Origin of the sequence: Streptomyces sp. NPDC001832, from assembly GCF_040297265.1 — a bacterium.
Classification (GTDB): domain Bacteria; phylum Actinomycetota; class Actinomycetes; order Streptomycetales; family Streptomycetaceae; genus Streptomyces.
This window is the reverse complement of record NZ_JBEOYU010000004.1, coordinates 111,539-126,299: the sequence shown is the minus strand read 5'-3', so window position 1 is coordinate 126,299 and position 14,761 is coordinate 111,539. Positions and strand designations below refer to the sequence as shown.

Here is a 14,761-nt window from a genome sequence, read left to right as displayed (position 1 = left end):
GGACGGAAGAGCAACCCATGAGACTCGACGGAATGTCCGCCATCATCACGGGCGGCACGCGGGGCCTCGGCCGCACCATCGCGGAGAGCTTCCTCGCCGAAGGCGCGAACGTCGTCTGCGCCGCCCGCAACCCATACGATGTGAAGGAGATCATCGACCGGCATCCGGGCCGGGCCCGCTACCAGCGCACCGACGTCACGGACGAGGACTCCGTGGCGGAGCTGATGGAGGCGGCCCTGGCCGCCTTCGGCCGGATCGACGTGCTGGTCAACAACGCCGGCGTCAGCCGCGACGGCACGATCAGCCGGCTCTCGACGGTGGACTGGAACACCACCGTCGCCACCAACCTCAACGGGGTCTTCCTGTGCACCCGGGCGGCCATCCGCCCGATGCAGGCACAGGGCGGTGGCCGGATCATCAACCTCTCGTCCTGCGTGGCGAGCCGTGCCGTGGCCGGCGCGGCCGCCTACAGCGCCAGCAAGGCCGCCGTGGAGATGTTCACCCGCGCGTCGGCTCTCGAACTGGCGCACAAGGGCATCACGGTCAACTGCCTGTCACCCGGCTACATCGACGAGGGCATGGGCAAGCAGGTCGCCGCGGACGACCGCATCTGGGAGAGCTACCGAAAGCGGCTGCTCTCCGGGCGGCTGGGACGGCCGGAGGAGGTGGGGGCGGCCGCCGTGTTCCTCGCCGCCTCGGACAGCTCGTATGTGAACGGGCACGTGCTGGAGGTCAACGGGGGGCTGATGTGGGCGGCCTGACGGCATCCTCCGCCCCGGTGGTGGCGTTCTTCGACGTCGACGAGACGCTGGTCGCGATGAAGAGCCCGTTCGCGATGCTGCGCCACCGGCTGCGCGAACAGGGCGACCTGGACGGCTCGGCGTACCGGGTCAAGGTCGATCCCATCCGCAGGTTCGCCGCCGAGGGCGGCGCTCCCGCGGAGGCGAGCGCGATGTTTTACCGCGCCGTCGCCGGCGTCGCGTGGGACGAACTGCTGAACCAGGGCCGCGACTGGTACGCGCAGTTGCGCGGCCGGGGAATCCCGTTCGTCGAGGCCACACTGCGCGAGCTGCGGCACCACCAGCGCCAGGGCCACCTCACCGTGGCCGTGTCCGGTGCGTGGGCCGCGAGCCTGCGGCCGATGGCCGAGGACCTGGGCATCGACCTGGTGCTGTGCACCGAGCCCGAGGTGGACGAGGCCGGGCTGTTGACGGGACGGATCGCCCGGGCGATGTTCGGCTCGGCCAAGGGGACCGCGGTGCGCGACGTCCTCGCGGAGCGGGGCGCGGCGGCGGGGGAGTGCTTCGCCTACGCCGACGACCCGAGCGATCTCGACATGCTCCGGCTGGTGGGCCGGCCCACCGTCGTCGGCGACCACCCCGTGCTCGCCGGGATGGCGGCCGAGCACGGCTGGCGGGTGCTGTCCAACGCGCTCGTGCCCGGCACCGAGCGCATACCCGTCTGATCACCCGTCCTGCCCGCTCCCGCCCGGCCCGTGCGACTCGCGAGCGGCCGGCGACGGCGTCCTCGACGCCACGGAAGGCGGAAGCAGCTCAGCCTGCTCGCTCAAGGTAATGCTCGCATGAATGACAGAGTGCTGCTATAAACTAGTGTCCTACCTCAAGGGAACCTTCTACAAGTCGCCCACGGAGGGATTGCAGCTCACATGAGCACAGTGACCTCGGGCCGCGCCACGGCACGGCCCTCTATCGTCCTCGCCGCGGTCTGCGTGGCCGTCCTGATCCTGCCCGCCTCGCTGACCGGCAGCTCGGTGGCCCTGCCCGACATCGCGTCCAGCCTGCACGCCGGCATCGTCCCGCTGCAGTGGGTGGTCAACGCCTACAACCTCGCGTTCGCCTCCTTCATGCTCGCCTGCGGCTCGCTGGCCGACATCGTCGGCCGCCGGCGGCTGTTCGCCGCCGGAACGACCGTGTTCGTCCTCGCCTCGGTGGCCAGCGGCCTGGCCGGCGACGTGCTGCTGCTCGACGTGATGCGCGGCCTGGCCGGGCTCGGCGCCGCCGCCGTGATGACCAGCGGCAGCGCAATCCTGGCCACCACCTTCCAAGGGGCCGCGCTCGGCCGGGCGTTCGCGATCCTCGGCTCCTCGGCGGGCGCCGGCCTGGCCCTGGGCCCGTCCGTGTCGGGTCTCCTCGTCGGCGCGCTGGGCTGGCGGTGGGTGTTCTTCGCGCACGCCCTCGTGGCCGCCGCGGCCCTGCTGGCGCTGCCCTCGATCTCGGAGTCCCGTAACAGCGAGGGCGCCAGGATCGACTGGTGGGGCACCGTCACCTTCACCAGCAGCCTCTTCCTGCTGATGCTGGCCGTGGTCCAGGGACCGCAGACCGGCTGGGCCAGCGCCGAGGTGATCGGCCTGTTCGTCGGTGCGGCGCTGCTGATCGCCCTGTTCATCGTCGCCGAGAGCCGTCAGACGCACCCCATGTTCGACCTCGCGCTCTTCCGGCAGTCCCGTTTCCTGGCCGTCTGCCTGCTGCCCGTGGCCATCGCCTTCGGCTTCGTCTGCCTGCTGGTGCTGCTGCCCTCGTGGTTCAGCGCGGCCAACGGAGCCTCCGCGGACGTCGCCGGCGCGACCATGATGCTGCTCACCCTGCCGGTGCTGGTGGTGCCGCTCGGCGTCAGCCGGCTGGTGAAGCTGGGCATGTCGACCCGTGTCGTCCTCAGCCTCAGCCTCCTCCTGGTGGCGCTCGGCGGCGCCTGGCTCACCGTGCTGCACCCGGGCATCTCCACGCTGGAGCTGGCCGGCCCGCTCCTGCTGATCGGCGTCGGGATGGGTTTCTCGGCGGGCCTGATCGACGGCGTGGCGATCACCTCGGTCGCCCCGGAACGCGCCGGCATGGCCGCGGGAATGTTCAACACCATGCGGCTCGCCGGCGAAGCGGTCGCCATCACGGTGATGAGCACCGTCCTGGTCTCCCTCCTGCAGAGCCGGGTGGCCGGCGGCCTGCGCGACTACGGACTTCCCGCCGCCGACGCGTCCGGCGTGGCCAACCGGGTCGCCAGCGGCGACCTGGCGGGCGCAGGACGGAGCGTCGAACCCGGACTGCGCGACCGCTTCGGCGACTTCCTCGCGGACAGCTACACCGGGGCCATGCACTCCGTGCTGTGGCTGCTGGCCGCGGTCTGCGCCGTCGCCACCGTCGTCGTCTACCTGATGCTGCGCGAGCGCGAGGAGCCGGCCACCGCCGCTCCGGCCGCAAAGGACGCCACCGCCCAGGAGGCCACCCGCGTATGACGACTCGAGACCAGCGTCCCGTCCTGGTGGTCGGCGCCGGCCCGTCCGGCCTCACCGCCGCCGTGGAACTGACCCGGCGCGGCGTACCGGTGCGCTGCGTGGACCGTGCCGAAGGCCCGAGCACGTCGACGAAGGCACTCGGCGTCTGGCCCCGCACCCTGGAGCTGTTGCGCCGGATGGGAGCCGAGGAGGAGATACGGCGGCGTGTCCTGCCGCAGCGGGCCATGCGGTACTACTCAGACGGCCGGGTGATCGCCGACCTGCGCTTCCGGGACCCGGACGTGCAACCGGTCTGCCTGCCGCAGCCGGACGTCGAGTCCATGCTCCGGGACGCGTTGGCCGAGGCCGGCGGACAGATCGAGTGGGGCACCGAACTGGCCGGATTCCAGCAGGACGGGCCTGCCGTCAAGGCGGTGCTGCGCGACCGTGACGGAACGGAGCGGACGGAGGAGTTCTCCTGGGTGGTGGGCGCCGACGGCGCGCGCAGCCGCGTCCGGGAGCACCTGGACATCGGCTTCGAGGGCGCCACGCACGAACTGTCCTTCGTGGTGGCCGACATCGACCTCGACGGACCGCTGGAGCCGGACGTCACCCACTACTTCTGCTCACCGCGCGGCATCCTGGTCACGTGTGGACTGCCCTCCGGCCGCTTCCGGGTCTTCACCTCGGCACCGCCCGGCCTGAAGCGCGACGACGTGGACCTGGCGGTCGTCCAGCAACTGGTCGACGAGCGGGGTCCCGGCGGCATCGAACTGCGTGACCCTGACTGGATCAGCGTGTTCGCGGTGCACTCCCGGCACGCGGACCGAACCCGTGAGGGACGGGTCTTCCTGTTGGGCGACGCCGCGCACATCCACAGTCCGGCCGGCGGCCAGGGGCTGAACATCGGGATGGCAGACGCGCACAACCTGGCCTGGAAACTGGCCCTGTGCTGGAACGGCCTGAGTGACACGGCGCTCCTGGACAGCTTCGAGCGCGAGCGCGGCCAGACCGCCCGGGCCGCCATCAAGCAGGCGGACGTCCAGACCAGGATCTGGCTGCTGAACAAACCACACCACGTGGCCCTGCGCGACAACGCGCTCCGCGTCGCCTCCGCGCTGCGCCTCTTCCACCTCGACTACCTGCCCTGGCTGGCCGGCCAGCGGACCGTCTACGCGCAGCCCGGCTTCCGGCGGCGCCTCGCCCTGCCCGCCGGAGGGCCGTGGCCGGGCTCCGGAGGATTCACCGAGGGCGGCCTCGTCCCGCAAAGACGGATCTGGGACACCACGAGCTCCCGGCGGATGCCGCTGCGCTCGGCTCTCTCCGACCTCCGCCACACCCTCCTGCTACTGGGCGACCCAGCGCCCGGCGGCAGGTCCGCCCGGCTGGCCGCCTGGGTCAGCGACCAGTGCGCCGGGACGGTCGAGGTCCAGGTGCTGCGGACCCGCGCCCGGACGCTGCGGCCGTGGACGCCCGAACGGCCCGCGTCGCCGAGCGGTCCGGACACCACCCGGATCGTCCTGGTCCGCCCGGACGGGATCGCCGACCTGGTCTGCCCCGCGCGCGAGTCCTGGCGAGTACGGCGGCGGCTCGAAGGGCTCTTCGCCCCGCTGCTCAAGCCCGCCGACATCCCCGAGAACCGCGCCGACGCGCTCCGACACCCGCCCGAAGCTGCCTGACATCCACCGGAGAAACACCATGTCGATCATTCCCGAGAGTCACCGCGACCTGTTGGAGCGCCCCCTCTTCGCGCATCTGGCCACCATCAGGCCGGACAGCACCCCGCAGGTGAACCCCATGTGGTTCGGCTGGGACGGCGAGTACCTGTACTTCACCAACACCACGACCCGGTACAAGTACCGCAACGTCACGCGTCATCCGGTCGTCTCGGTGTCCATCAACGACCCCGAGCAGCCCTACCGATACCTGGAGATCCGCGGCGCCGTCGAGCGCATCGACCCGGACCCCGAGGGCGCCTTCTTCCTCCGGCTCGCCGACCGCTACGCCCTCGAGTTCGACGGCCCGCCCGCCGACGCGGAGCACCGGGTGGTGTACGTGATCCGCCCAACCGGGACCAGCAAGCAGTGAGGACCCGGCGCAGGCCCGGCGTCATCCCCGCACGGCGCCGCCCGCCGTGCGAACGCGGCCGGTGTCCTCGACGGCGGTGAGGTCCGCGTCGGCCGTCCCCCGGAACCGGAAGAAGAAGACCGTGCTGACCGCACAGAGCACCACGACGTACCAGGGGTACCAGACGGCGTGACCGAGCCCGGAGAGGTACTCGTTGAGATAGGGCGCCGTACCGCCGAACAGCGCCACCGTCAGCGCGTACGGCAGCCCCACGCCGGTGGAGCGCAGCGCGGTGGGAAACATCTGCAGCGTCGCCGCCGGTGCAGCCGTCGCGTAGCACCCGAACAGCAGCAGCGCCGCTGTCATTACTGCGAACAGCCGCACGGCCGAACCCGACATGACCCCGAACAGCACCGGGGTCAGGCAGACGAACCCGCCGCCGAACGCCAGCAGCATGGGCCGTGGGCCGAAGCGGTCGGTGGCTGTGCCGAGCAGGGGCAACGCGGCCATGAACACCACCTGTGCGGCGACGGACGCCCACAGCGCCGCGTTCGCCGGCACTCCGTCGTGCACCTGGGCGTACAGCGGCAGGTAGGTGGCGAACGTGTAGTAGACGACGGTCGCGCCCAACGAGAAGCCGGCCACCCGGAGCACACGGCGCGGATGCGTGCGCAGCACCCGCCACGCCGGACGGCGCGTCCGCACGGGCACCGCGTCGAAGACCGGCGTCTCGCGCACGCCGCGGCGCATCCACCAGCCGTACAAGGCGAACAGGGCGCCGAGCGCGAAGGGAACACGCCACCCCCAGTCGCCCAACTGGCCCGGCGTGAGCGTGTTCCGCAGCAAGAGCGCGAGGAAGGTGGCCGTGAGCGTGCCGAGCGTGGTGCTGATGTAGATGGCGCTGGAGTACAGCCCACGGCGCCGCCTCGGCGCCGTCTCGGTCACGTAGGTGCTCATCGCCGTGCTCTCGCCGCCCGCGGACAGCCCCTGCAGCGCCCGTGCCGCCACCAGCAGCGCCGGGGACAGCACGCCGGCCGTCCGGTGGGCCGGGGCGAGCGCGATCAGGAGACTGCCGCCCGCCATCATCAGCAGCGACAGCCGCAGCCCCGCGCCGCGGCCGCGACGGTCGCAGTAGGCGCCGATGAGCAGCCCGCCGACCGGCCGGAACAGGAAACCGACGGCGAACACGGACAGGGTCTCAAGGACGCTCGTGGCCCCGTCGCCGGACGGGAAGAACTGCGGGCCGAGCACCGCGGCGAACGTCACGTACACGGTCCAGTCGAACCACTCCGCGGCGTTGCCGAGCGAGGCGAGCAGGATCTGGCGCAGGCGTCCGCGTTCCGTCGCGGTGCGCACGCCGGTTGCTGGAGCAGTGGTGTTCACGATGCCGTCCTCCCTTGACCCGATGACGCGTCCAGCCGTGCTGGCGGATCGGTGTCCACGAGGACGCCGATGTCGGTGAAGGCCGCCCGCGCCCTGTTCCAGTGCGCGCGCGCCCGTGCGTGGTCGCCGCCGCAGGTGGCGACGGCGCCCAGGACCTCCTCGGCCCGGGCGATGTTCAGTCGCTGCGCGCTCGGCTGTGACAGGCGCAACACTTGGCGCGCGCACTCCTCGGCCCGGTCCGGCGCGTTCAGGGTCAGGTAGAGCTGAGCCAGGTCCAGCAGGATCTTGCTGCGGGCCATCCGGTTCGTGCTGGAGTCGGCCAGCGAGCGGGCCGACTCCGCGTGATCGGCGGCGTCACGGCCGAGGAGTCCGTCGGCGACGGCGAGGCGTGCCAGCGCGTACGCCTCGCCGTCCACGTAGCCGATCTGCCGGGCCCCGTCGAGCGCCTTGGCCGCGTACTGTGCCGACCGCCGCGGTGAACCCAGGCTCCCGCTGATGGCAGACAGCAGGCACAGCGTCTCGACCTCGTACGTGCGGTCGCCGCACTCCTGGAAGGAGCTCAGTGCCTGCTGCGCCGACTCGCACGCGCTGTCGTACCGGCCGATGTCCAGGTCGACGAGCGCGAGCCCGTACAGCGAGACGCTGCGGTCGTACGAGGAGTCGATGGCCTCGGAGACCTCCAGCGCCCGGCTGAAGTAGGACCGCGCCTCGGTGAGCTCTCCGGTCGCCTGGTGCACCAGGCCCAGATTGCGCAGGCTGTACGAGCTGATGTGGTGCAGGCCGAGGGCGCCGGCGGTGGTCAGGGAGGCCGTGAGGAACTCGGTCGCGCCCTCGATGTCCCCCCGCGTCCAGTGGATGAAGCCCAGCACTCCCTTGGCGGTGGCCTCCAGACGCGGCGAGAGGATGGTGTGCGCGATGTCGAGCGCCCGCTGCGCGGCCTCCTGGGCCCGGCCTCCGCGGCCGAGGCTGAGGTGGGCGAGGCTCATGTTGTTGAGCGTGGCCGCGGCCTCCTCGGCCATGCCCAGCCGGTCGTGCACCGCGAGGCTCTTCTCCTGGTGCACGAGGGCCCACTCGTAGTCGCCCAGGGTGTTGGCGAGGTTGGCGAGGCTGCGGTGCATCGCCGCGATGCCGCGGTCGTCGGCGTGCGCCTCGGCGGCGGCGAGGGCGGTGCGGGTCGTCTCCCACCATTCGGTCCGGTACTTGCCCGTCCAGAAGAAGCCGCGCAGCGCGTCGGCGATGTGCCAGGAGAGGTAGTGCGGTCCATGGGCGCCGAAGTAGCGCACGCACGCCATCAGGTTGCGCCGCTCGGCCAGCAGCCAGGCCGTCGAGTGGCTCTCGTCGCGATGGCTCGGCGCGTCGAACGTCCCCTGAGGCAACGGCGGTTCGGCGAGCCGGACGAACTCCGAGTAGAGGACGTCGGCCGCGGCGCAGACACCCGCCAGGTACCACCGGCCGAGCCGCTCCACAGCCTCGGCGCGCTCCCGCTCGGGGTCCTCCTCGGCGGCGCGGTCCTGGGCGTACTCGCGCAGCAGGTCGTGGAACTGGTAGCGACCCGGGGCGGGTTGCTGCAGCAAACTCGCCATCTCCAGGCGGCTGAGACCCGCCCGCGCCTGCGCTTCGCTGATGTCGGCGAGCACCGACACGGCGGCGGGGGAGAAGTCGGAGCCGGGGAAGAGTCCCGCGAGCCGGAAGATGACGCGGTCGTCCGGTGCGAGGGCGTAGTACGACAGGGCGATGGCGGTCGAGACCGCGGACGTCGTGTCGCCGTCGACGGACAGGGCGGCGAGGCGGTTGCCGCGCCGCAGACTCTCCAGGTACACCTCGGTCTGCCCGCCCGGAGCGCCGATGAGGTTGGCCGCGGCGATCCGCAGGGCCAGCGGCAGACACGAGCACAGCGCGGTGACCTCGCGCACCGTCTCCGGATCGATCGTCACTGCGGCCTGGCGCATCATGCCCGCGACCAGGTCCATCGACTCGGGCGGACTGAGCGTGCCGACCTGGATCAACTGGGCTCCGTGCGTGACGACGAGGGAGCGCAACTGCCGTCTGCTGGTGATCAGCACGGAGCAGCCGCCGTCGCCCGGAATGAGCGGGACCACCTGTTCGGCACTGGCGGCGTTGTCCAGCACCACCAGCACCTTCTTGCCGGTCAGCTTCGACCGGTACAGGTTCGCCTGCTCCACGAGGTCGACCGGGATCTGCTTCGCCGGCACCCCGAGCGCGCGCAGGAACTGCGAGAGCACCTGCTCGGCCGGTAACGGCTCACGCGCCGCTCCCTGGTCGTAGCCGCTCAGGTCCACGTACAACTGGCCGTCCGGGAAGGCCGGCCGTACTCGCCTGCCGACGCACACCGCCAGAGCCGTCTTGCCCACTCCGGGCGGTCCGGACAGCACGACGACCGGGACGCTGGTGCGCCCGGACGAGGGCGGGAGTGCCGCCGCGATCCGGTCGATTACGGCTTCGCGTCCCACGAAACCCGCCCCGAGCGGCGGAAGTTGGGTGGGCACCGGGCCGGTCTCGCCGGTGCTGGGGCCCGGGCCGTCCGGAGCTGCCAGCGCCGGGTCCGATTCGAGGATCCCGGTGTGCAGGGTGCGCAGCCGCTCGCCCGGCTCGATGCCGAGCTGCTCGACCAGATGCCGCCTGGCCTGCTGGTAGACGTCCAGGGCCTCCGCTTGCCGGCCCGAGCGGTAGAGGGCGAGCATCAGCATGCTCCAGAAGTTCTCCCGCAGCGGATTGTCCATGGCCGCGGCGCGCAGCTCCCGCACCAGCTGTGCATGCCTGCCGAGTTGGAGGTCGGTCTCGAAGCACGCCTCCAGCGCGGCCAGTCGCTCGTCCTCCATGGACCGGCACTCGTCCTGGTGCAGTGAGCTCGACGGAACGTCCTCCAGCGCCGCACCCCGCCAGGTGGCGAGCGCCGAGGCGAGCAGGCGGGCTCGCTCCTCGAGCGCCTCGGACCGCCGGGCGGCCCGGACCAGCCCGCGGAAGCGTTGGAAGTCCAGCTCGCCCGCTGGGACATCGATCCGGTAGCCGCCGGCGGCCGTCTCCAGCGGGAGGGCGTCGCCGAGCAGCATCCGCAGGCGCCGTACGTAGGTGTGCAGCGTTCCGCGAGGATTGGACGGCTGTCGTTCATCCCAAAGCCATTCGGCGAGACGTTCGTTGCTTACGACCGTTCCGCTTCGCACCAGCAGGGCTGCCAGCAGGATACGAAGTTTCGCGGAATTCAATGCCATTTCTTTACCTTGGACCGTCACTGAAAGCGGTCCGAGAATCCCGAAGTTGTTTCCGTAGCCGGATGTCGCGGCCTTGTCCGCCACGATTGCGGTCGGTCCTGCCACACAGCTCACCTTCCCCCGTCAGTCTGTGTTGACCTGCTCGTTCCCGGTCTTTCCGCGCAGACGTGCGGCGCCATCACCGGAATCGCGCGTTCCATAAGGTGACTTCACTCATGCGGATGCCACACTACTGGACGTCATATTCTGGCCAAAGGGTTTACTGGGGTGAGTCGCCGGGGTGACGTTTCTCACCGCCGCCGAAATTTGGAACCGGCCGCGATTCCTTCTCTGACGCGTAGTTGAGACCGTGACAGGCGGTACGCAATGTCGAGGAATCAATTTTCCTACGCCCGTCCGTCCGTTCGTCCAGCTGTCCGTTCTTTCGGCCGTCCATCCGTGCGTCCGTCGGGGCGTCCGCGTCCGGACGTCATGTCCGTCGCAGGTGACCGACGATCAGCGCGCTGATCGTCGACGACCAGTGCGGAGGGAAGATGTGCCCCATGCCGGGGATCCGGCGGAGCCGCGCGTCCGGAATCGCCCGGCACAGCTCCTCGCCGTGCTCCACGGGGAAGATCTGGTCCTGCTCGCCGTGCACCACCAGCGCCGGCACCTGGAGTGCGGTGATGCGGCCAGTGAGCGCGGGCGTACGCGCCATAGCCGCCAAGTGGCGTGCGGAGGTGTCGGGTTCGCTGCTGTGTGCCGCCACGCGGTCGACCAGGTCCGCCCAGTAGGCGCGGTCGAACGGCGCGGTGGGCCCCACCAGTCTCCGCCAGCCCTCGACCGCCATGGCCCGGCGCTCCTCGGGTCCGGCCGCGGGCGATCCGGGCCGCGCGGACGGCTCCGCCTCCGGCGCATGCGTATCCGCAGGCCCGGTGTGCGGCTGCCGCACGCCGACGTCGGCGCCGGGCGAACTGGACAGCAGCACCAGGGAACGGACGAGCCCGGGACGGCCGAGGGCGAGCAGTAGGGAGACCATGCCGCCCGCCGACTGGCCGACCACGTGGGCCGGGCCCGCGTCGAGCCCGGCGATCACCGCCGCTGCGTCCGCGGCCATCGTCGAAAGGTCGTACTCGGCATCGGACTTGCCGGATCTCCCGGTGTCGCGGTGGTCGTAGCGCACCACGTAGTACCCCGCCGACGCGAGCTGCCGGCACAGTTCGTCCGGCCATACGATGCCCGGCGCGGTGGCGCCCATGACCAGCAGCACCGCGGGATCACGACGGTTGCCGAACGTCTCGGCCCACAACAGCAGACCGTCGTCGGCCGGAATCGACCTCTCCACTGACCCGAGTTTCCCCTTGCTAGTGTGCCGTGGACGCTGTTCATTTCTCCCCGGGGGGCACTTCATGACCCGCGCGCGCACGGCACTTGTCCTGATCGATCTGCAACGGTGGATCGTCGACAGGCCCTGGCAGCCGGTGAGCGGCGCCGCCGTGGCGGACGCCTGCGGAAGGCTGCGCGAGCACTTCGCGGCGGCGGACTCCGCGGCTGTCGTCCTCGTCCGGTACGTCCGCGCCGATGGCGCCGACGGCGGCCTCGCCGCGGCGCCCAACCACCTGGTTCCCGCGCTCGCCGCCCGTGCCGGAGAGCACGTGGTGACCAAGCACGGCCTCGACGCGTTCGAGGACACCGGTCTCCACGACCACCTGCGGCAGACGGGGGTGACGAAGATCGTGCTGGCCGGCCTGACCACCGCGCACGGCGTGGCGTCCACCGCGACGACGGCTTTGCGCCTCGGATACGAGGTGACCGTCGTCCCCGACGCCACCGCCGGCGAGAGCGATGCGCAGCACCGAGAGGCGCTGGACCGCATGGCCGCGCTCGGTGCGCGCATGTGTCCGGTCGACTCACTCGTGACCTCCGAGGCCGTGGGAAGCTGACACGGCATCGAGAGAAAGGCTCTGCGCCTGGTGGGCCCTCGCGTGGCATGGGTCACGGGGTCGGACCCCCTGCCGGGCAAGGCGGCGCGGGCCGTGCACGGTCCTGGAGGCGCCGACGCTCACGGCTCAGTATCGGCTGCCGATGGGGGCGGGCAGTGTGCGAAGGTCCGTTAAGTCCTCGTCGGCCAGCCGGACTTCCGACGCGGCCAGGTTCTCCCGCAGGTAACGGGAGTTCTTCGTGCCAGGGATCGGTACGACCTGTTCGCCCTGTGCGAGGGCCCAGGCGATGGCGACCTGGGCGGGGGTGACCGACCGGCGGTCGGCCACCTCTCTGATCACGTCGACGATGCGTTGGTTCGCCTCCATCGCGGCGCGGTGGAAGCGGGGATCGGAGGTACGGAAGTCGCCGCTCTCGAACTGGTCGGCACGCAACGTTCCGGTGAGGAAGCCGCGCCCCAGAGGCGCGGACGGGATGAAGCTCGCTCCCATGCTCTCGCACCAGCCGACCATGCCGTCCGACGCGCCGTCCAGCGCGTCGCGGTTCCACAGCGAGAGTTCGGACTGCACCGCCGTCACCGGGTGGATCGCGTGCGCCTCACGGGCCTGCGCCACGGTCGCCCCGGACAGCCCCAGCCAGCGCACCATGCCTCGCTGGACGAGCTCGGCCATGGCGCCCCAGGTCTCCGCCAACGGCACCGCGGGGTCGATGCGGTGGAGGTAATAGAGATCGATGACGTCGATGTCCAGGCGTCGCAGACTCGCCTCCGCGGCCTCGCGCAGATGGGCCGGTGAGCCGTCGCGGTAAATCGCCCGCCGGCAGAGATCGTCCGGGGCGATCCCGGGCTTCGTCGCGACGACGGCCTCCTCGCGCCGTCCCGCGATGGCCTTGCCGAGCAGAGACTCGTTGTGTCCGGCGGTGTCGAGGAGGTTCCCGCCGAGGTCCAGGGCTTCGTTGATCACCCGGACGCAACGCCCGTCGTCGCGGGAGGCTTCCTGGTCCAGCCGGCTCATGCCCATGCAACCGAGGCCGATCGCGCCGACCTTGGTTCCCGTGTTGCCCAGACTTCTCAGGCGCACCCTTCCCCCTCTCCTCTCCTGCCACCGCCAGGCACCGTGCCTTGGGCGGACGCCGTGAACCCGACGGCGGAACCGTGGTGCGGCCGCCGACACGGCGCACCTCGTTCCGGCCGTCCGCCGGCTGCCCTTCGGCGCACGGACCGGCGCGGAGCAAAGGCAGCCACGGAGCAAAGGCAGCCACGGAGCCTTTCGTCCCGCTGTCGGAGTCCGCAAGCAGGTGCACGGTGCGGAACGACCCGCGCGCCATGACCGTCACGGGCCAGGACCCGAGCCCATGACCGTCACAGGCCCGGACCGAGTGCGGCCGGATCGGTCAGTAGCGCGTGCCCACCGCCGCCGGAACGTCCTCCAGCGCAACCAGCGAGGCGTCGTCCAGCTCCACTGCGGCCGCGCCCGCGTTCTCCTCCAGGTAGCGCATGTTCTTCGTGCCCGGGATCACCACGACGTTCTCGCCCTGCGCGAGCACCCAGGCCAGCGCCACCTGCGCCGGGGTGGCCCGCAGCCGCTCCGCGACCTGCCGGAGCCGGCCGACGATGCCCAGGTTCGCGGCCAGCGCCTCGGACTGGAAGCGGGGCAGCCGGCGGCGGCCGTCGACCTCCGGAAGGTCGTCGGCGGAGCTGATCTGGCCGGAGAGGAAACCCCGGCCGAGCGGCGAGAAGGCGATGAGGGCGATGCCCTGCTCGCGGCAGAAGTCCAGGACCCCCGACTCGACCGTGTCCCGGCTCCACAAGGACAGTTCACTCTGCACGGAGGCCACGGGATGCACGGCCTGAGCTCGCCGGATGTCCTCGACCGACGCCTCCGAGAGGCCGAGGGCACGCACCTTGCCCTCCCGTACCAGCTCCGCCAGGGCGCCCCAGCTCTCCTCGACGGGCACGTCCGGGTCCACCCGGTGGAGCTGGTAGAGGTCGACGTGGTCGACGCCCAGGCGCCGGAGGCTGGCTTCGCAAGCGCCGCGCAGGTGCTCCGGCCTTCCGTCGCGGTGGATGGCGTAGGTCTTGGGATCGTCCACCACCAGACCACCCTTGGTCGCCAGCACCACCTCGTCCCGCCGGCCGCGCAGCGCCCGGCCGACGAGCTCCTCATTGGTGAACGGACCGTACATGTCCGCGGTGTCGATGAGCGTGCAGCCCAGCTCCACGGCGCGGTGGACGACCGCCACGGAGGCGGTGTCGTCCCTGCCCAGTTCGTCGTACGCCCAGGACATGCCCATGCAGCCCAGACCCACGACGCCGACCTCGGGGCCGGAAGTCCCCAGTGTGGTACCGCGCATCGCGGCCTCCCTCTTCTCGACAAGGCCGTAACAGTACACATCTTGATCTCCAATAGCTACCATAAGACAGGACACGTACACTCATCCGGTCACGTACGAACATGGAGGGTCGAATGACGCAGTCGGCGGCGACGCTGGGGCCGGTGCCGGTCCTTCCGAACTACCTGGACGAACAGCTGGTGACCCGCATGGGGATTGAGATCCTCCGCTGCGAATCGGACCTCGTCGTGGGCACCATGCCGGTGCGGGGGAACCGGCAGCCGATCGGGATCATGCACGGTGGCGCCAACGCGGTCCTCGCGGAGACCCTCGGCTCGCTCGCCGCCTGGGTACACGCCGGACCGGACCGGATCATCGTCGGCCAGGAACTCTCCTGCACCCACCACCACGCGGTGCGCGCCGGCCTGGTGACGGGCGTCTGCCGTCCCCTGCACGTGGGGCGCGCGGTGGCCACGTACGAGATCGTCATCTCCGACGAGCGGGAACGGAGGGTCTGCACCGCCCGGCTCACCTGCGCGCTTCCCCAGCCCCGGCGGCAGGCACGTCCCGAGAGGGATTCGTAGGCTCATTCATGGGAGACTGC

General features: G+C 71.1%; 12 protein-coding genes. 7 read left to right on the top strand and 5 right to left on the bottom strand.

Annotation, left to right across the window (positions count from 1 at the left end):
* Positions 1-17: 17 nt before the first annotated feature.
* The 5 genes from ABT115_RS05350 (at position 18) to ABT115_RS05330 (ending at position 5,314) form a co-directional block, all read left to right on the top strand.
* On the top strand, positions 18-761 hold the full coding sequence (locus ABT115_RS05350) for an SDR family NAD(P)-dependent oxidoreductase (RefSeq protein WP_351784271.1): 744 nt from the start codon (positions 18-20) through the stop codon (positions 759-761).
* On the top strand, positions 749-1,465 hold the full coding sequence (locus ABT115_RS05345) for an HAD family hydrolase (protein ID WP_351784269.1): 717 nt from the start codon (positions 749-751) through the stop codon (positions 1,463-1,465). The genes ABT115_RS05350 and ABT115_RS05345 overlap by 13 nt, the downstream gene beginning before the upstream one ends.
* Before the next feature lie 201 nt (positions 1,466-1,666).
* Positions 1,667-3,247 (top strand): MFS transporter, encoded by a 1,581-nt coding sequence (locus ABT115_RS05340; RefSeq protein WP_351784267.1) that lies wholly within the window; start codon positions 1,667-1,669, stop codon positions 3,245-3,247.
* Positions 3,244-4,905 carry an FAD-dependent monooxygenase gene (locus tag ABT115_RS05335; RefSeq protein WP_351784265.1) on the top strand — a complete coding sequence of 554 codons (1,662 nt, stop codon included), beginning with the start codon at positions 3,244-3,246 and terminating at the stop codon, positions 4,903-4,905. The genes ABT115_RS05340 and ABT115_RS05335 overlap by 4 nt, the downstream gene beginning before the upstream one ends.
* Before the next feature lie 19 nt (positions 4,906-4,924).
* A complete protein-coding gene (locus tag ABT115_RS05330; protein WP_351784263.1) occupies positions 4,925-5,314 on the top strand; it encodes a PPOX class F420-dependent oxidoreductase in 390 nt (129 codons plus the stop codon).
* Positions 5,315-5,335: 21 nt separating this feature from the next.
* On the opposite strand, the gene ABT115_RS05325 is transcribed toward ABT115_RS05330, so the two are convergent.
* The 3 genes from ABT115_RS05325 to ABT115_RS05315 all read right to left on the bottom strand — a co-directional run bounded on the left by ABT115_RS05325 (position 5,336) and on the right by ABT115_RS05315 (position 11,230).
* The gene (locus tag ABT115_RS05325) at positions 5,336-6,676 is read right to left on the bottom strand and encodes an MFS transporter (protein WP_351784261.1); all 1,341 of its coding nucleotides are present in this window, start codon (positions 6,674-6,676) and stop codon (positions 5,336-5,338) included.
* Positions 6,673-9,906, bottom strand: a complete 3,234-nt coding sequence (locus tag ABT115_RS05320; protein WP_351784259.1) for an AfsR/SARP family transcriptional regulator — start codon at positions 9,904-9,906, stop codon at positions 6,673-6,675. The genes ABT115_RS05325 and ABT115_RS05320 overlap by 4 nt, the downstream gene beginning before the upstream one ends.
* Before the next feature lie 469 nt (positions 9,907-10,375).
* Entirely contained in the window at positions 10,376-11,230 is an 855-nt protein-coding gene (locus ABT115_RS05315; protein ID WP_351784257.1) for an alpha/beta fold hydrolase, read from the bottom strand.
* A gap of 64 nt (positions 11,231-11,294) precedes the next feature.
* Here ABT115_RS05315 and ABT115_RS05310 point away from each other — a divergent pair, with 64 nt between their 5' ends.
* On the top strand, positions 11,295-11,828 hold the full coding sequence (locus ABT115_RS05310; RefSeq protein ID WP_351784255.1) for a cysteine hydrolase family protein: 534 nt from the start codon (positions 11,295-11,297) through the stop codon (positions 11,826-11,828).
* Positions 11,829-11,954: 126 nt separating this feature from the next.
* Here ABT115_RS05310 and ABT115_RS05305 read toward each other — a convergent pair whose 3' ends face one another.
* Together ABT115_RS05305 and ABT115_RS05300 are read right to left on the bottom strand one after the other, a co-directional pair.
* A complete protein-coding gene (locus ABT115_RS05305) occupies positions 11,955-12,905 on the bottom strand; it encodes an aldo/keto reductase (protein WP_351784253.1) in 951 nt (316 codons plus the stop codon).
* Positions 12,906-13,218: 313 nt separating this feature from the next.
* Positions 13,219-14,178 carry an aldo/keto reductase gene (locus ABT115_RS05300; RefSeq protein ID WP_351784251.1) on the bottom strand — a complete coding sequence of 320 codons (960 nt, stop codon included), beginning with the start codon at positions 14,176-14,178 and terminating at the stop codon, positions 13,219-13,221.
* A gap of 113 nt (positions 14,179-14,291) precedes the next feature.
* On the opposite strand from ABT115_RS05300, the gene ABT115_RS05295 reads away from it, so the two are divergent.
* On the top strand, positions 14,292-14,741 hold the full coding sequence (locus ABT115_RS05295) for a hotdog fold thioesterase (protein ID WP_351784249.1): 450 nt from the start codon (positions 14,292-14,294) through the stop codon (positions 14,739-14,741).
* Positions 14,742-14,761: the final 20 nt, after the last annotated feature.

Bases quoted from the DNA above. Each gene is read 5' to 3' on its own strand.
- ABT115_RS05335 (WP_351784265.1), top strand. From the start codon at position 3,244: ATGACGACTCGAGACCAGCGTCCCGTCCTGGTGGTCGGCGCCGGCCCG.
- ABT115_RS05320 (WP_351784259.1), bottom strand. From the start codon at position 9,906: ATGGCATTGAATTCCGCGAAACTTCGTATCCTGCTGGCAGCCCTGCTG.
- ABT115_RS05295 (WP_351784249.1), top strand. From the start codon at position 14,292: ATGACGCAGTCGGCGGCGACGCTGGGGCCGGTGCCGGTCCTTCCGAAC.
- ABT115_RS05340 (WP_351784267.1), top strand. From the start codon at position 1,667: ATGAGCACAGTGACCTCGGGCCGCGCCACGGCACGGCCCTCTATCGTC.
- ABT115_RS05300 (WP_351784251.1), bottom strand. From the start codon at position 14,178: ATGCGCGGTACCACACTGGGGACTTCCGGCCCCGAGGTCGGCGTCGTG.
- ABT115_RS05350 (WP_351784271.1), top strand. From the start codon at position 18: ATGAGACTCGACGGAATGTCCGCCATCATCACGGGCGGCACGCGGGGC.
- ABT115_RS05310 (WP_351784255.1), top strand. From the start codon at position 11,295: ATGACCCGCGCGCGCACGGCACTTGTCCTGATCGATCTGCAACGGTGG.
- ABT115_RS05330 (WP_351784263.1), top strand. From the start codon at position 4,925: ATGTCGATCATTCCCGAGAGTCACCGCGACCTGTTGGAGCGCCCCCTC.